Genomic DNA, 25,245 nt, shown 5'->3' with positions numbered 1-25,245 from the left:
ATGTTTAAGAAGAATAAGAAACCGACAGAAAATGTCAAAGAAAAGAAAGTGCGTACCGTGAAAGTGGGTACACATAAGAAAACTGTGATTGCATTGTGGGTGGTGCTTATCGCAAGCGTGAGTTTTGGCGTGTATAAGAATTTTACCGCTATTGATATGCACACCGTACATGAAACAGAAACCATACAATTAAGACTTACTGATACCAACGGGATTGAAAATTTCGTGAAGAACTTTGCGAAGTCCTATTACACATGGAATAACAGCAAAGAAGCGATTGAAGCAAGGACGCAGGCAATCAGCGATTATCTGACAAAGGAATTGCAGGACTTGAATGTTGATACCATTAGAACCGACATACCGACCAGCTCTGCCATTACTGATGTAATTGTATGGAGTATCGAGCAGTTGGGAACGGACACTTTTTCTGCTACCTATGAAGTAGATCAGCAGATAAAAGAGGGAGAACAGACAACAGCAGTCAAGGCAACTTATACTGTAAAAGTCCATGTAGACGCTGACGGGGATATGGTAATCATACAGAACCCTACCCTTGCACCAGCAATCGAAAAATCAGAGTATGAGCCAAAGACACTAGAAACAGACGCAAGTGTGGACGCTGATACTGTCAATGACGCTACCGCTTTTCTGGAAACATTCTTTAAGCTGTACCCGACAGCAACAGAAAAAGAGCTTGCCTACTATGTAGCTAGAAATGTGCTTGAACCTATCGGCAAGGACTATCTTTATTCTGAATTGGTAAACCCTATCTTTATAAAGGACGGGGACAATGTGAAAGTCAAGGTTGCTGTGAAATTCCTTGATAATCAGACAAAGGCTACTTTAGTTTCGCAGTATGAGCTTGTGCTACATAAGGATAGTAACTGGAAAATTGTAGGATAACATGGAAATGGGCTTGTATCATAATTATGGTATGCAAGCCCTTTTTATATTGAAGTATAAATTAACAATAATTATAATTAGGTACATGAATGGAGGGATAAAATGTTCAAAATTGGTGAGTTTTCAAAATTGACACAAGTTTCTACTCGTATGTTGCGTTATTATGATGAAACAGGTTTATTAAAACCTGCTAAAATTGATTCATTAACTGGATATCGTATGTATTCAGCAGAACAAATCTCAACTTTAAATAGAATTATATATTTACGTGATAGTGGTTTCAATGTCGCTGAAATTGCATTAGCCCTCGATTGCAGTAATGATACCATTATAGAACAGCTTGATAAAAAGTCTATTGAAATTATGGATAATATACAAAAAGAACAAGAAAAACTAAAGAAAATTGAGAGTGCTAAAAAAGAATTGTTGCATGGCAAAAGTGAATTGTATTTTAACATAACCATAAAAGAGATACCGAGTTATTGCGTTTTATCTTTAAGAAAAGAAATACCAAATTATTATTATGAGGGCGAACTCTGGAAAGAACTCTCTGCTTTTGCTAAAGAAAATAAAATAAATATTTCTGATGAAACATTCTCAATATATCACAATGAAGAATATAAAGAAAAAGATGTTGATGTAGAATTATGTGCCATTGTAAATAAAATAGGAAAAGCTACAGGAGATTTTAAGTTTCGTTTTACCGAACCAGTTTCTATGATGGCTTGTACTATGGTATATGGAGATTTTTCTAATATTTCTTATGCTTATCGTTCATTTGCAAAATGGCTTCAAGAAAACAGTCAATATAAGATGAAAGGTTCAAGCCGTCAAATAGTTCATTGTGGACCGTGGAACGAGAAAAATCCAGAGAACTATCTAACAGAAATCCAAATTCCTTTAGAAAATCTCTTGTAAAAAATGATAATCTGCCTTGACTTTAACATGGTGTTAAGGTTTATCGTTTATTTATCAAGAAGAAAACGGAGGAAAATATAATGACAACTTATAAAGTAAATTCAATAGGTACTATCTACAACAATGAAAAAGGTGCTTTCATTCAACTAGAAGCACCATATATTCTAGCATTAAGGGCATTAGACGGATTCAGTCATATAAATGTTTTATGGTGGTTCAGTGATTTTGATAATACGGATTTTAGAAGTGTATTGGAAACAGAACAGCCTTATAAAAATGCTCCAGAGAAAATGGGGATTTTTGCAACAAGGTCGCCAGTACGTCCAAATCCGATTGCTTTATCAGTAGTAGAAATTATCAATATCGATTATATGAATGGAATGATACAAATTGCTTACATTGATGCTAATGACAAAACGCCTATCTTGGATATTAAACCATACACACCGAGTTTGGATAGGGTGGAAAATCCAAATGTTCCAGATTGGTGTAGTCATTGGCCTCATAGTTTAGAAGAATCCGCTTCTTTTGCATGGGAAAACGAATTTAATTTTTAAGGAGTGATGAACCATGAGTTTGCAGGATTACATTATTGAAAAACCAGTAATTGATACAGAACACCTTATTTTAAGAACAATGGATAAAAATGACATAGATGATTTGAAAGAATGGATTAGTGATATTTCTTTATACGAGTATTGGGGGAAACGTCCTTCAAAAAGCGAAAAAAATCCAGAAGTACTCTTTAGTAAGCCAGAAAAAGCTACTAAAAGTTTTCATTGGGGAATTGTCCATAAACAAGATAGCAAAGTGATTGGTGAAATATGGATATACCTTATTGAAAATAATAGAATGGCAAAAGTGGCTTTCAGACTTTCTAAGCAATATCAAGGTAATGGACTAATGAGTGAAGCGTTGAAAAGCATAATTGAATTTTGTTTTTCAAAAACAGAATTACAAAAAATATGGACAGATGTGCATATTTTAAATCATGCTTCTTACAAGACATTGGAGAAAGTCGGTTTTCAAAGGGAAGGACATATTCGAGGGGGAAAAATGGTAAATACCTATTGCGACTACTACCTATATGGAATTTTAAAATCTGATTATATCACTAGCTGATGTTATGGCTAATATTGAAGCGACGATTGGCGAAGCAATGAACAATACAGTTCCAAAGGTCTATGATACGAAAAGCATTAAAAGATATGTGATGAATTTATTAGATATGGCTCATTAAAAAGTACCAAAGAAATAAAAGTTACCATATAGACAAAATTGGTTTTTTATATCTTTTGATTTCTTATAAGATAATGGCATTGTACGACAAGCTATACAAAAAATTTTCATGTATACTTTGATTATAAATTATACAAGGAGGTACTGATATGTACGCATATGAAAATATTGAAATGTCATTAAACTATATTGAACAACATTTAAGTGAGAAAATCGAAACAGAGAAACTGGCGGAAATTGCCTGTCTTTCTACATTTTATTACCAACGCTTGTTTAAAAAGTTAGTTAAGAAATCAGTTCAAGAGTATATCAAACTTCGCCGTTTAGCAATGGTAATAGCAGAATTGAATAATTCAGAGGAAAGAATATTAGACATAGCTTTAAAATATGGATTTTCAGACCATGCTAACTTCACAAGAGCATTTAAAGAAGTTTACCATATTACTCCCGATGAATACAGAAAGAATGTTCCTATGTTAAATACATTTGACAAGCCAGAACTTTCTTCACGTTATATCATGATTGATGAAAATGTCCCATTGATTGTAGGAAATATTGTTTTGGAAATTCAAAGAAAAACATTAAGAACAAAGGAAACATATTTTGGTTTTGAAAAAACAGTAAATATTGCTGAACAAATTCCTGCTGGAGAAAGTACAGGAATTGATGTTCCAGGTCAGCTATGGCGCGAATTCCATGCAAAGAAACTGCAAACCGAAAATGCCATTTTTAACAATGATATTGAACTTGGTGTATCTCACTTAGCAAGTCCAGATAAAGGAACATTCCTTTACTTTGCAGGAGGTATGGTTTCATCAACAGATGTATGTCCTAAAAATATGGTACAACATACATTACCAGCAGGTGAGTATATTGTATGCAAAATTGAGGCAGAATCTTTTGAAGAACTTGTTACTACTGCTTTAAATCAAGCAAATAAGTATCTGTTTGAAACTTGGCTTCCAAATCATAATTTGGTTACAAAGCCATTCATGGCAGAAAAATATTACAAAGGAAATGCAGAGATTAATTATATGGAAGTATGGATAATTCCTGTGTAAACAGTAAATGCTAAATAGGAATTATCTGACGTAATAAAAAGGAAATAGAAAGCTTATAAAGGAGGGCATAGTCCGTTGTGATAAACATAAAAGATATAAATTATGTACCTAATATTAGTGAAATAAGCGTTTATATTGAAAACTCTGCATTTGATGAGTTGTATCAGCATATGAACAATGAATATAAAGCGGTTTGCAAAATCGAATACAGTAAAGATGTCTGGGCACGAGGTTGGAACGTAAAGTTTAAAAAATCTGGGAAATCATTGTGTGTTGTCTATCCGAAGAAGAACTACTTTACTGTATTGGTGGTTGTAGGTAATAAAGAGAAAGAAGATGTTGAAAACTTGTTACCTAGGCTTTCTGAATATGTACAGGAAATTTATCGTAACACTAGAGAGGGAAATGGACAAAGGTGGCTTATGATAGACTTAAAATCTAAAAATAATGTATATCAAGATGTATTAAGGCTTATTGAAATTCGTTATGCCATAAAATGTGTAAAACCGTAATAAAAATATTTTTCACATACGTAATCTCAAGGTATTATCGTTGAGACAAGTAACCTATATAATTATGGGAAATGAGATTTTTAGATACTTAAGAAAGTACTTTAGGGGGCTTGCGTTATGGAAAGATTTAAGTACAATTCCACACAATCAAATACAATCTAATAAAGCTTTACTAAAAATTGAATGCAATACAGCTTTAAAGGCTCGTACAAACTATATGTTTTGTGCGGGCTTTTTTTCATTTAATAGCAATTTGGATTCGTCAGAGAGTATATTATAAAAATAAAACGATAAGGGTACCTTAAAAATAAGGTACTTCAGGCTGTAGACAAAGTCCCGGACTCTCGTCTGGGCTTTTCTTATATTTGAGTTATCCACAATTCAACTTTTTAAGAGTTATCTTATTAAGAAAAAAGTGTATGTTTTCCACCCGATAGTTTTACTTCTGTGATATTTGCAGATGCCATTCAAGTAGAAAGTGGTGGTACGGCAGAAGATGTCATGCAGAGTTCAGAAAGTCTGGGACTACCGCCCAACTCTTTAGATACGGAAAGCTCAATCAAGCAGGGGTGTAAGTATTTTGCGTCCCTGCTTTCTTCCTGCAAAAATCAAGGTATCGACGATTTGAATGTAGCGATACAATCTTACAATTATGGCGGGGGTTATGTGGGCTATGTGGCAGGAAAAGGAAAGAAACATGCTTTTAACCTTGCAGAGAGCTTCGCCCGTGAGAAATCGGGCGGTAAAAAAGTAACCTACACCAACCCGATAGCCGTTGCAAAGAACGGGGGCTGGCGTTATGGCTATGGAAATATGTTCTATGTGGAATTAGTCAATCAGTATTTAACTGTTCCGCAGGTGTCGGGGGAACTGGCACAAAAGGTAATGAATGAAGCGTTGAAGTATCAAGGGTGGAAATATGTGTTTGGGGGAAGCAATCCCAACACTTCCTTTGATTGTAGCGGACTTGTGCAATGGTGCTATGGAAAAGCTGGTATCTACTTACCGAGAACGGCACAAACACAGTATGACGCAACCCGGCATATCCCATTATCGCAGGCAAAAGCTGGGGAGTTGGTCTTTTTCCATTCAACCTATAACGCTGGTTCGTATGTAACGCACGTCGGTATCTATGTGGGAAATAATCAGATGTACCATGCAGGCAATCAGCGGTTATCTAACAAAGAAATTGCAGGACTTAAATGTTGATACTATTAGAACCGTTATACTGACTAGCCCCACAGTTACAGATGTGATTGTGTGGAATATCGAACAGTCGGGAACGAACACTTTTTCTGCTACGTACGAAGTAGATCAGCAGATAAAAGAGGGAGAACAGACAACAACAGTCAAGGCAACCTATACGGTAAAAGTCCATGTAGACGCTGACAGGGATATGGTAATTATTCAGAACCCTACCCTTGCACCAGCAATCGAAAAATCAGACTATGAACCAAAGACACCAGAAGCAGACGGTAAACTGGACGCTGATACCGTAAATGACGCAACCACATTTCTGGAAACATTCTTTAATCTGTACCCGACAGCAACAGAAAAAGAGCTTGCTTATTATGTAACGGGAAATGTGCTTGAACCTATCGGCAGGGACTACCTTTATTCTGAACTGGTAAACCCAGTATTTACAAAGGACGGGGACAATGTGAAAGTCAAAGTAGCCGTGAAATTCCTTGATAATCAGACAAAGGCAACTTTAGTTTCGCAGTATGAGCTTGTACTATATAAGGATAGTAACTGGAAGATTATTATGTAAGACATTTTGTTGGCAGGCTCTATTTTCGGATATAGTCTGCCTTTTCTGTAGCAAATGTACTGCACTGACAAGCTATTTCATTGTATTTTAAGCAATGGAATCTTTCTTGACAATTTTACCTTAAATCATATATTTATAGCTATTGACTTTCTGCTTGCAATAAGCTATAATATGACTATAAAATCAAATCAGTCATATAGGAGGTATGGTGTATGTATAAAGAAGTTGGCATTTCTTCAAATAATGTTCCGATAACACTTTCTATTTGGTATACAGAAAGAAGTAGTCCTACCATTGTTTTTTTGCCAGGTACTATGTCACACCCTCTCATGTATGAGAATTTTCTATGTGGATTGAGCGAAAGAGGGTTTAATATAATAGGTGTTCACTATCTTTCACACGGAAAAAGCCCTAAAATCAAAAAAAATTATATAATGGAAGATATGTTGCATAATGTATATGACGCAACAACTTACGGAATAGAAAATTTCGGTGAAAACATAGCTGTCATGGGTTCCAGTCAAGGCGGGATTTTAGCTGCAATGGCGGCAGGTAGGGACACAAGGTTAAAAGCCGTTTTTCCACATAATATCATGCTGACTACATTAAAAGAAACTATGAGCTTAACAAAATATCCCGCATGGTCGCACCGTTTTATGGGGCTGATACAGTGGGGGTTTCGTGTAGGTGGAAAATTGCTGCCTAACTACAAGGTTCCAGGAGACGCTTATTTAGACTATGACAGAGTATTTTATAGTGAACAGGCAAAACAAGATTGCTTAAATGACCCTATGCTTTTACCCTATTATCCTTTAAGATTTGTCGCCAGCTTATTTAATGCTGACTTATCGTGCCTGGAGAATGGGGCTATACAATGTCCTGTTATTTTAATTACTGCCAAAGGCGACCCGCTTTTTAGCTTTGATTATACCAACAAAGTATTTGATTTAATTCATGTACCGCAAAAGGAATTACTTGCTTTAGAGCTTAATCGTCACATGATTTTTAATGAGGACACGGACACTACAATAAACGCATTGGAAGCTACCTTGCATAAATATCTTGGATAGCATATTGATTATATAATCAGTAAATGTTATACTTTTCATGACGATATAAATATTTTAGTCATAAGGAGGTTATGAGTTTGCCACGATTTACGGAACAAGAAAAAGAAATCATAAACAGTAAACTTTTGATAGAGGGAGAAAAGCTGTTTGCATTACACGGCTTAAAAAAAGTAACAGTTGATGATTTAGTAGCTGCTGTAAACATATCAAAAGGTTCTTTCTATGCTTTTTATCCCAGTAAAGAACATCTATATGTTGAAATCAATTTTCGCTTACAAAAAGAGTTATTTACAAGTATAGAAACAACCATTAAAAAGAAAAAGTATAAGAACCATAGAGATTTAGCAAAGGACGTTATCATGCTAAGTTTAACGGGGGTGATTACTTCGCCTATTCTTTCACAGATTGATTTATCTTTAATGGACTATCTGCAAAGAAAAATATCGTCAGATATTTTTGAAAATCATATGTACAGTGATATTCGTATATTGGAGATATTGGAAGATTTAGGGGTTGTATTTTTGGTTCCGCATACGGTTATTATAAAATCCCTGTATTCTGTTTTATCCTGTTTGGAACAATTCAAAGAGGACGAAGAACTGAATATGATACAAAATCTTTTAGTGAATGGTATTATTCAGCAAGTAGTAGCAGAGTAACAATTTTGTTTGGTTATTTGACAGGCAGGTAGCCAAACAATTTTTTACAGTTTATATGACTATATATCTATAAACGTCATAAAGTTAAAGGAGGAATGAATAATGATTGATGTAAAAAAACTGTATTTTAGCTATACTGACAAACCGTTTGTGGAGAATGTAAGTTTCCATGTTGGGAAAGGAGAAATTTTTGGTTTTTTAGGACCCTCTGGTGCTGGAAAATCAACTATTCAAAAAGTTTTAACTGGGCTTAATACAAGATATAAAGGCAGCGTAAAAGTTGCAGGTACAGAAATAAGGGAGCATACAAATCAGTTTTATGAAAATATTGGGGTAGACTTTGAATTTTCAACCTGCTACGAGAAATTCACAGCACGACAAAATCTCGCCTATTTTGCTTCTCTATATGAAAAGCAACCTCGGTCTATTGATGAATTATTGCATATGGTAGGCTTGGAAAATGACGGGGACAAAAAAGTTGCTGACTTTTCCAAAGGTATGCGTTCTCGCTTGAATTTCATTAAAGCGTTAGTCCATGACCCTGATATATTATTCCTTGATGAACCTACAAGCGGTCTTGACCCTACAAATAGTCGTTTAATGAAAGATATTATTCTTGCGGAAAAGAAACGCGGAAAAACGATTATCATTACTACTCACAATATGTTTGACGCAACAGAGCTATGTGACCAAGTAGCCTTTATCGTTGCCGGAAAAGTCAGTGCATTGGATAGCCCGCATAATTTGATTATGTCAAGGGGAGCTGCCAAAATACAATATACCTACTATGATAAAGGCGAGAAAACCGGAGAATGTCTGCTTGATAGAACCACAGAAGATAAGTTGTTAAAAAGTTTAATTTCCGAAAACCGTTTGCTTTCTATTCATAGTAGTGAGCCTACATTAAATGATATTTTTGTTGATATTACAGGGAGGACACTTCAATGAGATTGGGACGTTTAATTTGTGGTGATATACATTTCCAATGGAAATATGGTTTCTATTTTATCTACTTTATATTAACAGTTTTATATGTGTGCGGGATTGCCGCTTTGCCGGAACATTGGAAAACGGATATTGCTTCTATTATGATCTACTCTGACCCAGCAGCAATGGGATTGTTTTTCATGGGAGCGATTGTTCTTTTGGAAAAAAGTCAAAAGGTATTAAATGCTATGGTGGTATCCCCTGTAAAAATATCGGAATATATACTTTCAAAAACAGTTGCGTTGATTGCTATTTCTACGGTAATCGCATTGATATTAGGGGTAGTTTCCGGCAGCAATCATTTACTTGGTATCACAGTGGGTACGGCTTTGACCTCAGCAATCTTTACTATGCTTGGAATTATTGCAGCTACAAAAATTTCAAACTTGAACCAATTTCTCATTGTGATTATGCCGATAGAAATTGTTTGCTTTGTACCACCTATTGTTGGTCTGTTTGTGAAGTTACCATATCTGTTCCGCTTTTTTCCATTCACAGCTTGCATGAACCTTATAACTGGAAAAAGCGTTTTACTATCGTTTGATATGGTACTTGTAATTGCTACGTTGATTATCCTCTACATAGTTGCGCGACATACAGTTAAGCATATGTGGAAAAGTTTAGGAGGTGTAAAGCTATGAAAAGGATATTATCCAGTACCATACAGGTATTTAGACAAATCAAGAGCGACCCTATGATGTTTGCAGCTTGTTTTACGCCTTTTGTCATGGGAGCTTTGATTAAATTAGGTATTCCCTTTCTTGAAAGAATAACAGATTTTTCTTTGCAAGCATACTATCCGATTTTTGATTTACTACTTTCTATCATGGCTCCTGTATTACTCTGCTTTGCATTTGCAATGATTACATTAGAGGAAATCGACGATAAAGTGTCACGGTACTTTTCGATTACCCCTCTTGGTAAGTCGGGGTATCTCTTTACAAGGTTGGGAGTACCCTCGATTATTTCGGCGGTCATCGCTTTTATTGTACTGTTACTTTTTTCATTAGAAAAGTTGTCCATTGGAATGACAATATGTTTGGCGCTTCTCGGCTCAGTACAGGCAATTATTGTTTCACTTATGATTATCACATTATCAAGCAATAAATTAGAGGGTATGGCAGTTACAAAACTAGCTGCACTTACATTGCTCGGAATACCAGCCCCCTTTTTTATTGATAGTTACTACCAGTTCGCGGTTGGCTTCCTTCCATCATTTTGGGTAGCGAAAGCCATGCAGAATGAGGCGGTTCTTTATTTCTCTATAGGATTGGTGGTAGCTTTAGTCTGGTACTACTTCCTTACAAAACGTCTGTTTCGGAAGCTGGCAGGATAAGGAGGCATATTATGGAAAAGGGTAGACTTCTGCAAAACGGAAAAGTAAATAGAGCTATTCAGGTTTCCAAAATCACACTATTTATCAACCTAAGTTTATCGTTACTTAAATTTGCTGCCGGATATATAGGAAAGTCAAGTGCCATGCTGTCGGACGCTGTACACTCGGCTTCTGATGTATTAAGCACAATCGTTGTGATGGTTGGAATTAAAATATCAGAAAAACAGCCTGATAGAGAACATCCTTATGGGCATGAACGTATGGAATGTGTGGCTTCCATTATTCTCTCTGTTGCATTGGCTATAACGGGTGCTGGAATAGGATATTCAGGTATCAAGAAAATCTTTTCAGGACAGTACAATACGCTTTCTGTCCCTAGTGGAATCGCACTTACGGCGGCAGTCTTATCCATTGTTATAAAAGAGTGGATGTACTGGTTTACAAGAAATGCTGCAAAGCATACAAATTCTGACGCACTTATGGCTGACGCATGGCACCACCGCTCTGATGCACTCTCGTCGGTTGGTTCCTTAATTGGCATTTTAGGAGCGCGTTTAGGCTATGCTATTCTCGACCCTATTGCAAGCGTTGTGATTTGCGGTTGTATCTTAAAAGCTGCTTTGGACATTTTCAAAGAAAGCATTAACAAAATGGTAGACCATAGTTGTGACAATGCTACTGAAACAAAGATTAGGGAAGTTGTGCTTCAGCAGCAAGGGGTTGATGGTATTGATGAATTAAAAACCCGCATGTTTGGAGCGAAAATGTATGTAGATATTGAAATATTAGCTGATGGTAATTTAGCTCTTTATGACGCTCATAGAATTGCTGAGGGAGTCCATCAAACGATTGAAAACAACTTTCCACAATGTAAGCATTGTATGGTACATGTTAATACGAATGAACTTCTCTATTCTGCATAGGACAGGGAAGATGATTTAAGGCTATTGAAAGGGAAAGGAGGGAAGTAGGTTATGGAACAATACTGGTGGATTATCATTGTTGTGGTTTTGATTGTCGTTGGCTTACTTAAAATTGTAATTATGAAGAAGTATAACCAAAGGAGAAATTCTAACAATCGTTCAAAAGATAGCGAGGACGACAAGATGTATTAAGGTTTATTGAAATCTGTTATGTTGTAGAATGATGTTTTTAGATACTAGAAAGTGCTTTAAGGGGGGCTAACGTTAAGGAAAGCTTTGAGTACAATTCTTTACAATCAACAGTCTTTTGCATAGAGAAATGTATGTAGGAAATATGGTGCAAGGCACAAAACACCAGCAATTGAGAAATCAACCTATGAACCAAAGGCACACTACATTTTATACTACTTGACAAGTAAACGAACGTTTACTATAATGGTTTAAAGAAGTAAACGTTCGTTTACTAAAGAAGGAGGTTGTAAATGTCTGACACAAAAGAAAATATATTAAAAATTGCACTACACTTATTTGCAGTGAATGGTTATGAGGCTGTTTCTGTTAGTATGATTGCGGAAGCCTTGGGAATGACAAAAGGAGCATTATATAAACATTATAAAAATAAGCAAGATATTTTTGACTGTATCGTAGAACGTATGTATCAAATTGATAATAAGCGAGCTAAGGATTATCAAGTACCAGAAAGCACAATAGAGGTAACCCCAAATGCATACAGAAATACAACTATTGGAAGTCTAATAACATTTACTCTTGCACAATACGATTTTTGGGTGACTGATGAATTTGCGTCTAATTTTCGCAAAATGTTAATACTAGAGCAATATAGAAATTTAAAAATGAATGTGCTTTATCAAAAATGTCTTGTAAATGGTCCTATCAGTTATATAGAAGATATATTTAATGAAATGATTAAAAAAGGTGTTCTTCAAGAGTGTGATACAAAACAGCTTGCTATTGAATATTATGCGCCATTATTTCTATTGATAAGTGTAGCAGACGCAGTTGAAAATTGTTGGGATTTAAAAACTCAATTAACTACACACGTTAAACAATTTGTCAAGAAATATATTATAAATGAGAAAGTAAAATAATCCTTTATTCTGTCCTAAATATAAACCTAACTTTTTAATTTCAGCAGAGAAACTCAAAATGAATATTGTTATAAGTCACAAATATTAACTATTAAAATATTACAATAACGGAGATGAGAAAATGGAATATATTCGCAGTAAAAAATATTTTACACCCGACTTACAGACAAAAATTATGGGGCCGAATCCTATAAAATTACAAGAGGAACTATTACAAAATCATAAAATCCCGTCTGGTAGCTATGTCTGTGACCTTGGAAGTGGACAAGGTTTAACTTCTGTATTTCTTGCAAAAGAATATGGATTTGTTGTTTTTGCAGTTGACTTATGGAGTGAGCCAAAAGAAAATGAAGAATTTTTCAAAAAAATGGGATTATCTTCTGCACAAATTAAATCTGTAAAAGCTGACGCCAATGAACTTAAATTTGAGAAAGAGTTTTTTGATGCTGTAGTAAGTACAGATTCATATAATTATTTTGGACGTGACCCTATATATTTAGATGAAAAATTGCTTCCATTTGTTAAGAAAGGTGGGTTTGTTTATATCACAGTTCCTGGCATGAAGAAAGATTGCCATGAGAAACTTCCAGAAGAGTTATTGTTATCATGGACACCAGAAGAACTTGATTATATACATGATATAACATATTGGTCTAACATAATTAGTCATTGTAAAAAGGCAGATTTAATTTCAATATATGAAATGGAAAGTAATTCGGAAGTTTGGTCGGATTGGATAAAGCAAAATAATGAATATGCAATAAATGACCGTAAGGCAATAGAAGCTGGCGGTGGAGATTATCTGAATTTTATTGCTATAATTCTACAAAAAAAATAAATTCTTTAGAACCAAACACTATAATTTGCGTTCTAATATGTTTACCGATTGACATCAATAATTTTATCTTTGAGGGTAATGATTTGAAAATAGAAGAATAATTCCAGTTTGTAAAAGTCAATAAATCCAAAGATAAATTTGTATTTGAAAGGAGTTTTGAAGAATGAAAAAATATGAGTATGTAGAAATTAACTATAATGCGAAAGGAGTTGTATTCCTTTGTACTGATAAACACAAAGAAATTATTGACAGTTACGCAAAAACGGGGTATCACTACGCAGGGTTTGTACCCACAGAAATTGACGCAAAAGGCTGTATGCGAAAGATAGATTTAATTTTTGAAAAAGAAGATTAACTTATTTTAGGGAGTTGGTTCTAATGATAGGACTTAAAAGACGAGATATGAATTATATTATGAAAGTTGGTGCTAAAGCTCAAGGTGTTTCTGTATCTGAATTTAGGGCTATGCTACAAGATACCATAGACAAAACTATGGAAAGTACAGACCCAGACGTGCAGGCAAATTTTAAACGATACTTTGGAAATAAGCGCCCAACACCAGAGGAATATATTTATACGATTACCAAAAAGACAAAGGTTAAGGTTTAAATGTTGTAAAGGGGGCTTGCCGTATGAAACGCTTTATGTACAATTCAGTATATTCAAGCCCAATTTAACAGCATACTATTTACAATTAAATACGCTATACCAGTAGCTCGTACAAAATTTATATTTTGTGCGGGCTTTTTTAATACCCGAAAAGTTTTTTTAATTATTTTCATTTTTTTGGAAGCAAATCACACCTTGCTGTACAGATATGGTGCGGAAAGAGGGATAAACACTTTTCAATTCATAGCTGGAAAGGAGGTGAGATTATGAAACCGTCTGATTTCCAAAAAACAATTCAGTGTCAGTTTGAATGTAAGCTGAAAAAAGTTGTCAAAGGTATTATCTGGAACTACCGTAAAGAATTAAAACGAAGAAAAAACAAGGAAATATCTTTTAGCGAATTACCAGACATTACGGTAGAAAGTCTGGCAACATGGGACGACTACGAAACAAACTACACAATTTTTAATGTGTGTGGCATAGATATTAAAGTCCTTGATGATGAACTTGCAGAAGCTCTCAAACAGCTACCCGAAAAAAAACGTAACAATGTATTGATGTATTACTTCTTGGAAATGAGTGATACAGAGATTGCAGATATTATGAATTATACCAGAGGGGCTGTGTTCAAACACAGACACCGTGCACTAGAAACTATGAAAGAGATACTAAAGGAGAAGAAATAGAAATGAAGAAAAAGTACAAGCACCCGTCTTATTATTTGATTTCATCAGCTATGGATGGGGATGAAACTGCGATTGAGAAATTACTGGCATTCTATGACCCGTACATATCAAAGTGTTGTTTACGTCCTTTATATGATGAATACGGCAATGTTTATATTGTTGTTGATATGGAATTAAAGGGACGTATTCGAGAAGCCTTAATCAAAATGATTTTAGACTTTGAGATTGATATAGATATAGAAACCGAAGAAGAATAAGCAGATACCAGCAGGGTGTGATTGGTTAAATTCCCTTCTTTCCTGCCCTGCTCCTGCTTTTATACATGGAAGCCTACGGCTTTCGCCGATTGTTCTTAGACAACTGAATAAAGCAGACAGATACGTTTGTGATACAGCGAGCCACGGGGACTGTACGCCATGACCTTTCCGACAAGAAAGCGAGCGACCCACGCAGTTGATCCGAGAGCGACTTGTGGAATGGTCGTTTTGCCATGACCTGCTATCACAGAATAATGATACGTCCGCATGGTGCGGTTCTGCCCACAAGAATGGGAATAGTTGAGATACTAACGGAGCTTTCCAAAGCCGTCTGTCTGCTTATGATAAGACACACAGAAAGGAGTTGTTGCAACATGAACAATACTGATGTGCCGATTTGGGAAAAATACACCCTTAGTATAGAAGAAGCGTCCCGATATTTTCGTATCGGGGAAAAGAAGTTGCGTAAACTTGCCGAGGAAAATCTGGACTCTGGTTGGGTTATCGTTAATGGAAACCGTATTCAGATAAAGCGAAAACAGTTTGAAAAAATTATTGATACACTGGACGAAATCTGATGTCTTAGAGCCGTAGATATGGTATAATATTAGTAGCGTATCACGGCTCATTCCATGACGGAAAGGAGCTTTACACTATGTCAAAAATGAAAAGACAAGACAGTAAAGGACGCAATTTGCGTCTTGGAGAGAGCCAGAGAAAAGACGGAAGATACGTTTATAAATATACCGATATATTCGGGAAGTCACAGTTTGTATATGCTTGGAAACTTGTACCCACAGACAAAACACCTGCTGGAAAACGTGATGATATATCGTTGAGGGAAAAAGAAAAGCAGATAAAAAAAGACCTTGACGACGGTATCGACACAGTGGGTGGTAAAATGACAGTCTGCCAGCTTTACGAAAAGAAGAACAATCAAAGAAAGAACATCAAGAGAAACACAAAAATAGGACGACAGTATCTTATGAACGCACTGGAAAATGACCCATTGGGTATGAGGGCGATTGATACGGTCAAGCAGTCCGACGCTAAAGAATGGGCTATCAGAATGAATGACAAAGGTTATTCCTACAAAACGATAGATAACTATAAGCGTTCCTTAAAGGCTTCATTCTATATGGCGATACAAGACGACTGTATCAGAAAAAATCCTTTCAATTTCAAGTTGAGTGATGTTCTGGAAGATGATACGGAAGCAAAGGTTATCCTAACACCAGAGCAGGAAGAAAAACTCCTTGCCTTTATGGAAACAGATAATGTCTACAGCAAGTATCGTGATGAAGTTATTCTTCTGCTGGAAACGGGACTTCGTATCTCTGAATTATGCGGACTGACAACACACATTGATATGCTTAACCGTGTGATTAACATAGACCACCAGCTATTGCGTGATACAGAGGTGGGTTACTATATTTCCACACCTAAGACAAAAAACGGGAAGCGTGAGCTTCCATTGACAGAAAGAGCATATCAGGCACTTGAACGAATTTTAAAGAACCGAGGAAAAGCACAACCGCTTGTTGTTGACGGTTACAGCAACTTCTTGTTCTTGAACCGTGAGGGATTGCCAAAGGTGGCAGGAAATTATGAAAGTATGGTGCGTGGGCTGATTAAGAAGTACAACAAGACGCATAAGGACAAGTTGCCAAACATCACGCCCCATTCATTCAGACATACTTACTGTACAAACATGGCAAATAAGGGAATGAACCCTAACACCCTGCAATACATCATGGGGCACGCAAACATAACCATGACATTAGGGTATTATGCTCACGGTACTTTCCAGTCTGCAAAGGCTGAATTAGAAAAGCTGGCTTCTTAATATCGAAAATGTATCTTACTACTTATTTACTACTTTTGGTTGCATTTTCATGCTGGTAAATGCCATCTTATGCGAGGTATCTTCCAAAAGGAAAATGCCAATAAAGCCCGAAAATATGGGATATATCGGCATTTACCAACTTATGAAAAGATAATCAGAAATTTAGTAAGTTTTTGTAATAAAAAATTAAGCAAAACCTATTTGACCTCCGCACTGAAAAACTGCCGGAATACACCCTATGAGTATGAAATCAAAAAGCTGTTGAAGGCATGACCATGAAGCTGACAACAACAGAATTCAGTTTTAATGCATCCTTGTCCTGTATTGATCTTGGACATATTGCTGAGAGTATGGAGGAAATCAATCAATCTCGTATTAAAAGTCTTCACTATGATATGGTGGATGGCCAGTTTAATGAATGCTTCATTTTCGGCGATCTCATGCTGAAGGTATTTCGCAGCTATACTAAATTGCCGATTACGGTGCATCTGGCCTGTAGAAACCCGATTCCATATATTAAGCCCTGTATAGCAAACGGAGCAGATTATATTGCGATTCATTATGAGGCGGATATCGATATAGAAAAAGCTTTTCAAACAGTACGTGATTTTGGAGCAAAGCCTGTCCTTGCCTTTCGCTGTGATACACCGGTACCAGAAGATTTCATTAAAGTCTCTGAGCATGCGGAGTGGATTTTGAAACTATGTGTCCAACCCGGTTTTTCAGGACAGACCTTTCAAGAGGAGGCAGTTCGCCATATAGAAAAAATGCATCAGCTGCTTATGACAGCAGGGCTTGACAGGGTGATCGAAGTTGATGGAAATATTCATACAGGGACCATACAGAAATGTGCAAAGGCGGGCGCAACGATGTTTACAGGAGGAACCTCCGGCTTATGTAATCATAAGCATTCCATTGATGAAAGCATCATGCTTCTCGAACAGGCCATCATTGCAGGAGGAAATTCAAATGGCATTGACTATGAATGAGGAAAGCAAAAATACGGAATTAAAAAAGCTGCTTTGTGAGCAGGAGAAGTACAGGGCAACAACTTGGGGAAATATCGTATCCACAACACCGAGGCTGTTATCCTATGCTGTTGATGCAGATAAACGTCCGAATATCGGATTCCGTAATATATACTGCTATGTGGGTTTAACGAAAACGAATCTTCATATTGTTACACTGCATTCTCTGGATGTGACAAGGGCTACCGGATATTTCCGTATTCCATTACAGGATATACAAGGAGCCACTGTGAGAAAGGGTGTATTTAAAAGCAGTGTTATTCTGAGCTTCGGAAACGAAAAATTCAAAATTTTTTGGTTTAATGAAGCCACCGGTACCGATATGAAGAAGCAGAGGGCAGCTGTACGAAGAATCTGTGATTATTTCATTGATATTTCGAAACAGGAAAACATCAGGGGTTCTGTATAGGTTCTAACTCATATCGGAGTATATACAGAAATGAAAAAAATCCAATTTTTACCTGATTGAAAGTAAATACAAGGTATAGAGAATTCAGCATGATTGTATAGATCAATAATTTGAATTCTCTTTTTTGTAATCACCCCATCAATTCCACGATTCAGATTTTCTTTCCTCTTTGCTTTTTTTAGCTTTTTCTATAACCGAAAAAGAGCCTCTGCATACTGCTGTATTTATCTTCTCCTATGAGGTATCTTTCGTCTATGAAAACTCTATAGTATTCGTTGTTTCCCAGTCCTGCAGATTCGGTTTCAGTTATAAAAAGGAAGGCATAAGCCATATGATGTTTTTAAAAAGGAACGTATAACAAAAAGCTGCTCCATAAGTCAGTACTTATGAAACAGCTGTGTTACTCTTTCATTGTAATGAATCAAGTAAATGAGTTGAGCATTCACTTTTTATTTTGCTTATCAATATATAATATGCTCCAGTATCCCTTTCATATATGCGATAGCAATTCCGTAATTCGTCATCGGTATTCCTTCCTTTTTTGCCTGTTCCACTCTGAATTGAACATATTTTTTATTAAACATGCAGGCACCGCAATGAATGATGAAATCATAGTCCTGCAGTTCTTTCGGAAAGTCCGTACCGCAAACAATAGTCACCTGCAAGCCGTCTCCATATTTTTTCTTCAGCATAGCAGGAATCTTAACCCTGCCGATATCCTCCGCAAGTGGGGCATGTGTACAGGCTTCGGCAATTAGAACTCTGCTGTTTACAGTCAGCTGATCAATAGCCTTTGCACTTTTTATGAAATATTGGATGTCCCCTTTGTATTTTGCGAATAGTACGGAGAATGAGGTCAACAGACTTTCCTCCGGCTTTTTTTCATATACAAGCGGAAACACCTGTGAGTCTGTGATTATCAGCTTCGGCGGCTTTGACAAAGCTGAAAGAGCCGCATCTAACGTATCGCTTGTACAGCTTTGAATAATACATTTGTGATCCAGCAGATCGCGAATTGTCTGTACCTGCGGCAGGATCAATCTTCCCTTTGGAGCCTGTATATCCTGCGGCATAACAAGCAGAACAAGATCATTTTCCTGTACCAGATGTCCGGTGATTGTTTCTTCCGTAAAATCAGAGGGAAGCAGACGAATCAAAGCCTGACAAACATCATCCGTCACCAGCTCCTTCACATTTGTAATAAGTACGTCACTACCTGTTTTCTTCTCAATCTGTGTAACCACATCCGCATATACTTTCTCATCTTCAGCATCCTGATTCCATATGCAAAGAACAGGAATCTGTTTTTCTTTTAACTTCTTATACCATGTCATTTCCCAGGAAATATCCATGTCACGGAATACCAGAATTGCCATATCTGTTTTCTGAGTGACTTCCACTGTTTTTTCAACACGCAGATTCCCCAGCTCCCCTTCATCATCAAAGCCTGCAGTGTCATAAAATACCACCGGTCCAAGACCATGAAGCTCCATCGCTTTTACTACAGGATCCGTGGTTGTGCCCGCCACAGGAGAAACGGTAGAGACCTTCTGCTTCGTAATGGCATTTAACAGTGTGGACTTCCCGCTGTTTCGTTTTCCAAATATGCCAATGTGCAGACGTACTGCATTGGGTGTGTCCTGAAGACTCATATTAAAACCGGAAATCCCGTTTTCCATTATCAATGGAATGCAGATAGGAGGCACAGCTTTCTCTTGCTTTCTCATTTGGAATATGTAACAGCTCCCGATCTATTATGGCACTGCCAAGCTTTTTTGTATCCTCTTTTGCATAATCATCCAGATACTCCCGCAGTGTCAATAATGCGTTTGGATGACAGCAGTTGGCAATCTGTCCGGATTTCACCAGACTCATAAAGCGGTCCCCTGTTCTTCCTTCCCGATAGCATGCCGTACAGAAGCTCGGTATATAGCCCAGCTTCAACAACCAGTTAACCACCTCATCCAGGGTACGGTTATCACTCACATCAAACTGCGCACTGTTTTCCTCTTCCTTTTCCGGTACTGCATAGCCGCCGACACTGGTGGAAGAAGCTCCGGATATCTGAGAAATACCGAGATCAAGAACCTTTTCTCTTGTTTTCTGTGATTCTCTTGTAGAGATAATCATACCGGTATATGGTACAGCTATTCGCAATACAGCAACAATTTTTGTAAATATCTCATCACTGATGGCATTTGAAAATTCATTCGGATTTATATCGTCAGCAGGACAGATACGTGGAACACTGATTGTATGCGGACCAACGCCGTGAACCGCCTCCAGATGCTCAGCATGCATTAAAAGTCCTACAAAGTCATAACGATACATATTCAATCCAAACAATACCCCACAGCCGACATCATCAATACCGCCCTCCATGGCACGATCCATTGCCTCCGTGTGGTAGGCATAGTTTGATTTCGGTCCGTTTGGATGCAGCTGTTCATATGATTGCTTGTTGTAGGTTTCCTGAAACAGGATATACGTACCGATTCCTGCTTCCTTCAGCTTTCGGTAATTATCCACAGTTGTTGCCGCGATATTTACATTCACTCGGCGAATAGCTCCATTCTTATGCTTGATGCCGTAAATCGTTTTAATACTCTCAAGTACATATTCAATCGGTGAGTGAACAGGATCCTCTCCTGTTTCCAGAGCAAGTCGCTTGTGTCCCATATCCTGCAGGGCAATAACCTCCTGCCTTATTTCTTCCTGCGTCAGCTTTTTCCTTCGAATATGCTTGTTCTTATAATGATAGGGACAGTATACACAGCCGTTAACACAGTAGTTGGAAAGATACAGCGGAGCAAACATAACAATGCGATTGCCATACAGCTTCTGCTTGATCTGTTTTGCCAGCGTAAACATCTTTTCATTTTCCTCAGGAAGATCACATTCCAATAACACCGCAGCCTCTCTGTGTGTAAGCCCCTTACAATCTGCGGCTCGCTCAATCAGGGAGCTGATCAATTCCTTATTGTGTTTGTTTTCCTGTGCAAAGCACAGTGTTTCTTTGATTTCCTCATCGTCAATAAATTCCGTTGCTTTCAGTGAATGTTTATTGTACATATACGTTTTTCCTCTAACTTTCTTATACTGTCGCCGCGATCTGTTACGAGTTCATATCCAATACGCTTCATACGATTGGAAAGACATACTCTGCATTCGGCTGCTTCATCACCGGTACAGATTTTATCATCATACAGCATGTATTTCTTTCTCACAGCTATCGGACTGAGATTGGGCATCACAACGTTGGCACCTGCTAAAATCCCCTGTTCTCTTCCCTGTGGATCAATCGTACCCAGAGCTGTAGTCGCCGGAAGAAGTACATCCGGCAGGATCAGACGGATAATGGAAAGCAGTGTCAGTGTCAGCGTGAAGCTGCCGGCCGGTTCATTGTGAAACGGTGTATCATGATGCGGAAGAAAAGGCCCGATTCCCACCATTTCCGGCTGAAGCTCCTTCATGAAATGCAAATCCTCTACAATATGCTTCAGCGTCTGTGAGGGAGAACCGACCATGATTCCGCAGCCGGTCTGAAAACCGATTGCCTTCAAATCCTTTAAGCACTGCTTGCGATGCTCACTGGTAAGCTCTTTTGGATGCAGACAACGATAATGCTGTGCATTGCTTGTTTCATGACGCAGCAGGTAACGATCTGCACCTGCATCATAATAGCGCTGATAGCTCTCCTTCTCTTTTTCTCCAAGTGATAAGGTGATAGCACAATCCGGATACCGCCGTTTTATATCAGTTATGATTTCAATCAGAAGCTCATCCGTATAATATCCATCCTCCCCGGACTGCAGGACAAAGGTACGAAATCCAAGATTATAGCCTTCATCACAGCAGGTAAGGATATCCTCTTTTTTCAGACGGTATCTTTGCGCATGGGAATTGCTGCGGCGGATACCGCAGTAATAGCAGTCATTGCGACAGTAGTTGCTAAACTCTATCAATCCACGGGTATACACCTTATTTCCATAGTATCTGTGCGCTGTTTTTCTTGCATACTCCGCAAGCAGATTTCTTATTTCATTCTCACCATGATGTATAAGTACCTCAAGAAATTCTTCATCTCTTAGCCAGCCTTCCATATATAGCTTTTCGATCAGAAAAGAAACATTATCCATCTATATTCTCCATCACATTGGAATACAGTGCCTTTGTACTGACACCCTCTAATTTCCCCAGTTTACCGGATAATGCAGAAATGACAGGCTGAGGTGCATCTATGATAATACTGATAACAGAAATCCCTCTTTTCTGATACGGCACTCCCATACGACCAAGAATATATTGTGCATATTCATGAAGTATGGAATTGATTTTTTCAGCAGACTCCGTATTTTCGACAATGATACCGATAACAGCAACTCTAGTTTCCATAACATCCTCCTCCATTAAAAAAATTCTTGTCCTATGAAAAAACAAGAATACAGTAAAAAACTATTTGCATTCCCGTCTTTTTCCTCAGGCTGTTCCTTTAGAAGCAGATCGTCAGCGATCGATGTTTGATGTTTACGGTCAGTACCACTTTCCGCTCACTTCAACATCTTGATTATAACACCTTGTTTATTTGTTCACAAGTAATATAGTACTATGTACTTAAAAAACTAAAATAATTTCCAATACATAAAGAAAAGAAGAAGACATTGCTGCGTACTCCCTCTTCCTATTCTTACATTGGATGAAATGCGTCTGTTTTTCGTTCAATCAGAACTGCAAATTGTTTAGACTCCATGTTTTTATTGTATTTCTCAGATTTATCTTATCCCTATTTTTCAATTGCAATCAGGTAGGTCGCAAATGCATAGGAAAGATTACGAATCAGCGATAAATCATCTTCATTCCATTCATGAATTCTTCGATCATTCATACCAAGTACACCAATCATTCTATGATCATACAAAATCTGATGCTGCAGTGTTGCCTGAATTTGATATTGTTCATACGCATTTATATAACGGATATCATTTACGTTAATCTGATTCTGATAGTAAAGGTGTCTGTCATCAAAAGCCTTTAGGTATGCTGGATCCGTCTGAATATGAACATGCTTGGATGCCTTATTCCTTTCCAGGTCATATATATAAACTCTGCCCATGGAATATGCTTCATTTTCAAAGCGAAGCAGAAATATATTTTTCACATTCATGGAACGGCAGATAAATTCCATCGTCTGTGCCAGCAGCTCATCCCGTTTATCGAATACATTCAGCATTTCAAATACCTTTGGCAGAATATCATTGACGGTGACCTCATGGCGGTCCTTGCGCTTTTCTTTTTTCTGCATGATCTGACTGAAATAGTCATTTTTATAGACAACAAACTGGTCACGCCCATTTGCCTTAGCTTCATAAAGAGCATGATCTGCTTTCATAAAGATATCTTCAAAATCCTTTTCTGTATCCACAATACAAATTCCCATACTGACAGTAAGCTGCTTCTGCAGCTTACTGATATTCAGATTGCGTATATTATCTATAATACGTAAAGCATTCTTTTCAATATCCTCAATACATGAGATATGATTCAGATACATACAAAATTCATCACCGCCGATTCTGCCGACTAGATCTTCCTCTCTTAGATTATTCTGAAGATTAGCTGCGACCTTCATGATTACCTGATCACCCACAAGATGTCCACAGGTATCATTGATAATTTTGAAATTATCAATATCCAGTATAAAGAAAGCACCCTTTTCGTCTGCTCTTTTACCACGAATCGCCTCCAGCACATGGTTGCGAAAGGCAGTTTTATTCAATACCTCGGTAAAGGGATCCAGTTTGTTGCTGCGAAGAAGCTCTTCATTTCGCTGCAGGATAATATGCTGTTCGTAGAGTGCGTTTTCCAAATCCATTTTATTCATCATACTTTGCAGATTATTGCGTTTTTCCTGCTCTCTGGCCTTTCGGTTGAGACGATAGGCTTCCAGCAGATGGAGAAATAGTTCCTCTTTGGAGCAAAATTGCATTGCCAGCTCCACCTTGATATCTGCTAGTCTTGCGGAATTGATAGAGTTTGGATGATGAGATTCCATTTTTTCAAGATTGCGATATAGCAGATATGCCTGATCCTTTAATTTTAATGAAATGCAGATGTGAATACAATCCATATAGTTTCTCACTGTATTTTTATAATCAGATGTATGGGGAGCAGCCTCCAGAAAGTCATATAATCTTTGCTTTAATTTCGCTATATCCTTTCTGTGCCACAATTCGAATATGCTGATCATGATTCTATTCTCTGTCAGTACCACATGGTCATTGTCTTTGAAATAGCGTAAGAATGTTTCATACCAGGAGCTGCCTCTGCTGCGCGGTTCATTTTCATATATACCATCAGAATATTCGTTAATATAATACCGTCATTCAGTGAAAATTCAAGATGCATTTTTCTTCGTTCCTGAAATGCCCGTATGAAGTATTCAATTCCTCTTTGTTCACAATCGATATCATGGAACAAAGTTCCCAGATTGTTAATAATCGCATAATGATATTCGAATTCCGGATGATCCATTGTGAGATAATAAGCCTTTAGAAGAAAATGCAGGGAGGTGAGAAAATCCCCCAGATCAGAATAAACGATTCCCTGTAGATTATGTATGTATGCAAGAATTTTCAGATATTCATTTTTTTCACAGTATTCCTCACTTTGAAAGCAGTGCTGAAGACATTCTTTGTAATTTCCTCTTGAAAATTCATAATATGCCTGAAAATACAATGCAGCTGCAATGTAGTAGGGATCCTGATGAAGCTGCGCAATTTCCAGTAGCCGGGAAGCCTTTTGAAGAATCTCCTCCGGTCTCCCCTGTTTGCGCAGTATAAGAAGCTGTTCTTCAAGCTCTGTAGCTTCTTTTTTATAAACTTCCATGCTCATCCTCTTTTCTTTAATTAAAAAAACTCACATTCGACAAATTTCGCATATGGAAAGGGAGCCATGCTGTCGGGTATCCAAAATATTTGGGGGGCTAAACTTTAGGGGTCAATTTAGGGGTCTGAACTTTGAGGGACACTTTAGGGGGATAAATCCCAAAAGAAACAGGTGGCATTCATCTGTTTCTTTTTCTATA

29 protein-coding genes and 2 pseudogenes are annotated in these 25,245 nt (G+C 37.3%); 25 read left to right on the top strand and 6 right to left on the bottom strand.

Annotated features, from left to right (window positions below; genetic code table 11):
• From KSZ58_RS20360 to KSZ58_RS20240, 25 genes and pseudogenes are all read left to right on the top strand, one after another.
• The gene (locus tag KSZ58_RS20360; protein ID WP_217752918.1) at nt 1–903 is read left to right on the top strand and encodes a conjugal transfer protein; all 903 of its coding nucleotides are present in this window, start codon (nt 1–3) and stop codon (nt 901–903) included.
• 102 nt (nt 904–1,005) lie between these two features.
• Nucleotides 1,006–1,821 (top strand): MerR family transcriptional regulator, encoded by an 816-nt coding sequence (locus tag KSZ58_RS20355; RefSeq protein ID WP_217752917.1) that lies wholly within the window; start codon nt 1,006–1,008, stop codon nt 1,819–1,821.
• Nucleotides 1,822–1,901: 80 nt separating this feature from the next.
• A complete protein-coding gene (tsaA, locus tag KSZ58_RS20350) occupies nt 1,902–2,378 on the top strand; it encodes a tRNA (N6-threonylcarbamoyladenosine(37)-N6)-methyltransferase TrmO (RefSeq protein WP_021362173.1) in 477 nt (158 codons plus the stop codon).
• Between the two features lie 13 nt (nt 2,379–2,391).
• Nucleotides 2,392–2,943, top strand: a complete 552-nt coding sequence (locus KSZ58_RS20345; RefSeq protein ID WP_021365901.1) for a GNAT family N-acetyltransferase — start codon at nt 2,392–2,394, stop codon at nt 2,941–2,943.
• A 266-nt stretch (nt 2,944–3,209) separates the two neighbouring features.
• Complete coding sequence (locus tag KSZ58_RS20340) at nt 3,210–4,121, top strand: AraC family transcriptional regulator (protein ID WP_003437415.1); 912 nt, start codon at nt 3,210–3,212, stop codon at nt 4,119–4,121.
• A 77-nt stretch (nt 4,122–4,198) separates the two neighbouring features.
• Entirely contained in the window at nt 4,199–4,633 is a 435-nt protein-coding gene (locus KSZ58_RS20335) for a DUF3788 domain-containing protein (RefSeq protein WP_003437417.1), read from the top strand.
• A 462-nt stretch (nt 4,634–5,095) separates the two neighbouring features.
• Nucleotides 5,096–5,800, top strand: a pseudogene (locus KSZ58_RS20330) (lysozyme family protein); the annotation flags it as partial.
• Nucleotides 5,787–6,404, top strand: a pseudogene (locus tag KSZ58_RS20325) (conjugal transfer protein); the annotation flags it as partial. The pseudogenes KSZ58_RS20330 and KSZ58_RS20325, both read left to right, overlap by 14 nt.
• A 212-nt stretch (nt 6,405–6,616) precedes the next feature.
• The gene (locus KSZ58_RS20320) at nt 6,617–7,474 is read left to right on the top strand and encodes an alpha/beta fold hydrolase (RefSeq protein ID WP_133145602.1); all 858 of its coding nucleotides are present in this window, start codon (nt 6,617–6,619) and stop codon (nt 7,472–7,474) included.
• Between the two features lie 77 nt (nt 7,475–7,551).
• Entirely contained in the window at nt 7,552–8,133 is a 582-nt protein-coding gene (locus tag KSZ58_RS20315) for a TetR/AcrR family transcriptional regulator (RefSeq protein WP_009902354.1), read from the top strand.
• 102 nt (nt 8,134–8,235) lie between these two features.
• Nucleotides 8,236–9,081 carry an ABC transporter ATP-binding protein gene (locus tag KSZ58_RS20310; RefSeq protein WP_133145601.1) on the top strand — a complete coding sequence of 282 codons (846 nt, stop codon included), beginning with the start codon at nt 8,236–8,238 and terminating at the stop codon, nt 9,079–9,081.
• Nucleotides 9,078–9,761 (top strand): hypothetical protein, encoded by a 684-nt coding sequence (locus KSZ58_RS20305; protein WP_021425553.1) that lies wholly within the window; start codon nt 9,078–9,080, stop codon nt 9,759–9,761. The genes KSZ58_RS20310 and KSZ58_RS20305 overlap by 4 nt, the downstream gene beginning before the upstream one ends.
• On the top strand, nt 9,758–10,456 hold the full coding sequence (locus KSZ58_RS20300; RefSeq protein ID WP_003434335.1) for a hypothetical protein: 699 nt from the start codon (nt 9,758–9,760) through the stop codon (nt 10,454–10,456). The genes KSZ58_RS20305 and KSZ58_RS20300 overlap by 4 nt, the downstream gene beginning before the upstream one ends.
• An 11-nt stretch (nt 10,457–10,467) precedes the next feature.
• Nucleotides 10,468–11,379, top strand: coding sequence for a cation diffusion facilitator family transporter (locus tag KSZ58_RS20295; RefSeq protein ID WP_022618702.1), 912 nt, complete (start codon nt 10,468–10,470; stop codon nt 11,377–11,379).
• Between the two features lie 51 nt (nt 11,380–11,430).
• The gene (locus tag KSZ58_RS20290) at nt 11,431–11,571 is read left to right on the top strand and encodes a hypothetical protein (protein ID WP_006354945.1); all 141 of its coding nucleotides are present in this window, start codon (nt 11,431–11,433) and stop codon (nt 11,569–11,571) included.
• A gap of 290 nt (nt 11,572–11,861) precedes the next feature.
• Complete coding sequence (locus KSZ58_RS20285; RefSeq protein ID WP_074106148.1) at nt 11,862–12,488, top strand: TetR/AcrR family transcriptional regulator; 627 nt, start codon at nt 11,862–11,864, stop codon at nt 12,486–12,488.
• Between the two features lie 121 nt (nt 12,489–12,609).
• The gene (locus tag KSZ58_RS20280) at nt 12,610–13,326 is read left to right on the top strand and encodes a cyclopropane-fatty-acyl-phospholipid synthase family protein (protein WP_003434342.1); all 717 of its coding nucleotides are present in this window, start codon (nt 12,610–12,612) and stop codon (nt 13,324–13,326) included.
• 163 nt (nt 13,327–13,489) lie between these two features.
• Nucleotides 13,490–13,681, top strand: coding sequence for a DUF4177 domain-containing protein (locus KSZ58_RS20275; protein ID WP_003434344.1), 192 nt, complete (start codon nt 13,490–13,492; stop codon nt 13,679–13,681).
• A 23-nt stretch (nt 13,682–13,704) separates the two neighbouring features.
• On the top strand, nt 13,705–13,935 hold the full coding sequence (locus KSZ58_RS20270; protein WP_006354942.1) for a hypothetical protein: 231 nt from the start codon (nt 13,705–13,707) through the stop codon (nt 13,933–13,935).
• A gap of 266 nt (nt 13,936–14,201) precedes the next feature.
• Nucleotides 14,202–14,621 carry an RNA polymerase sigma factor gene (locus KSZ58_RS20265; protein ID WP_006354941.1) on the top strand — a complete coding sequence of 140 codons (420 nt, stop codon included), beginning with the start codon at nt 14,202–14,204 and terminating at the stop codon, nt 14,619–14,621.
• A gap of 2 nt (nt 14,622–14,623) precedes the next feature.
• The gene (locus KSZ58_RS20260; RefSeq protein ID WP_021360132.1) at nt 14,624–14,878 is read left to right on the top strand and encodes a helix-turn-helix domain-containing protein; all 255 of its coding nucleotides are present in this window, start codon (nt 14,624–14,626) and stop codon (nt 14,876–14,878) included.
• A 374-nt stretch (nt 14,879–15,252) separates the two neighbouring features.
• On the top strand, nt 15,253–15,456 hold the full coding sequence (locus KSZ58_RS20255) for an excisionase (RefSeq protein WP_022582750.1): 204 nt from the start codon (nt 15,253–15,255) through the stop codon (nt 15,454–15,456).
• Between the two features lie 77 nt (nt 15,457–15,533).
• The gene (locus tag KSZ58_RS20250) at nt 15,534–16,724 is read left to right on the top strand and encodes a site-specific integrase (protein ID WP_217752916.1); all 1,191 of its coding nucleotides are present in this window, start codon (nt 15,534–15,536) and stop codon (nt 16,722–16,724) included.
• A gap of 269 nt (nt 16,725–16,993) precedes the next feature.
• Complete coding sequence (locus tag KSZ58_RS20245; protein ID WP_052015762.1) at nt 16,994–17,713, top strand: ribulose-phosphate 3-epimerase; 720 nt, start codon at nt 16,994–16,996, stop codon at nt 17,711–17,713.
• Nucleotides 17,694–18,161 carry a hypothetical protein gene (locus KSZ58_RS20240; protein WP_009270072.1) on the top strand — a complete coding sequence of 156 codons (468 nt, stop codon included), beginning with the start codon at nt 17,694–17,696 and terminating at the stop codon, nt 18,159–18,161. The genes KSZ58_RS20245 and KSZ58_RS20240 overlap by 20 nt, the downstream gene beginning before the upstream one ends.
• A 461-nt stretch (nt 18,162–18,622) precedes the next feature.
• Here KSZ58_RS20240 and hydF read toward each other — a convergent pair whose 3' ends face one another.
• The 6 genes from hydF to KSZ58_RS22980 form a co-directional block, all read right to left on the bottom strand.
• Nucleotides 18,623–19,813 (bottom strand): [FeFe] hydrogenase H-cluster maturation GTPase HydF, encoded by a 1,191-nt coding sequence (gene hydF / locus KSZ58_RS20235; RefSeq protein WP_161128922.1) that lies wholly within the window; start codon nt 19,811–19,813, stop codon nt 18,623–18,625.
• Nucleotide 19,814: 1 nt separating this feature from the next.
• Nucleotides 19,815–21,233, bottom strand: a complete 1,419-nt coding sequence (gene hydG, locus KSZ58_RS20230; protein ID WP_009588991.1) for a [FeFe] hydrogenase H-cluster radical SAM maturase HydG — start codon at nt 21,231–21,233, stop codon at nt 19,815–19,817.
• A complete protein-coding gene (hydE, locus tag KSZ58_RS20225; protein ID WP_022299983.1) occupies nt 21,212–22,300 on the bottom strand; it encodes a [FeFe] hydrogenase H-cluster radical SAM maturase HydE in 1,089 nt (362 codons plus the stop codon). The genes hydG and hydE overlap by 22 nt, the downstream gene beginning before the upstream one ends.
• Nucleotides 22,293–22,556, bottom strand: coding sequence for a TM1266 family iron-only hydrogenase system putative regulator (locus KSZ58_RS20220; protein WP_002606672.1), 264 nt, complete (start codon nt 22,554–22,556; stop codon nt 22,293–22,295). The genes hydE and KSZ58_RS20220 overlap by 8 nt, the downstream gene beginning before the upstream one ends.
• Before the next feature lie 388 nt (nt 22,557–22,944).
• Nucleotides 22,945–24,408: a diguanylate cyclase domain-containing protein gene (locus tag KSZ58_RS20215; RefSeq protein ID WP_009270076.1), complete on the bottom strand. Its 1,464-nt coding sequence runs from the start codon at nt 24,406–24,408 to the stop codon at nt 22,945–22,947.
• A gap of 14 nt (nt 24,409–24,422) precedes the next feature.
• Nucleotides 24,423–25,046 carry a hypothetical protein gene (locus tag KSZ58_RS22980; RefSeq protein WP_009270077.1) on the bottom strand — a complete coding sequence of 208 codons (624 nt, stop codon included), beginning with the start codon at nt 25,044–25,046 and terminating at the stop codon, nt 24,423–24,425.
• Nucleotides 25,047–25,245: the final 199 nt, after the last annotated feature.

The organism is Erysipelatoclostridium sp. DFI.2.3 (assembly GCF_019132535.1).
Lineage (GTDB): Bacteria > Bacillota_I > Bacilli_A > Erysipelotrichales > Erysipelotrichaceae > Clostridium_AQ > Clostridium_AQ innocuum.
The sequence above is the reverse complement of the archived record's forward strand: the minus strand, read 5'-3'. Positions and strand labels throughout refer to the sequence as shown.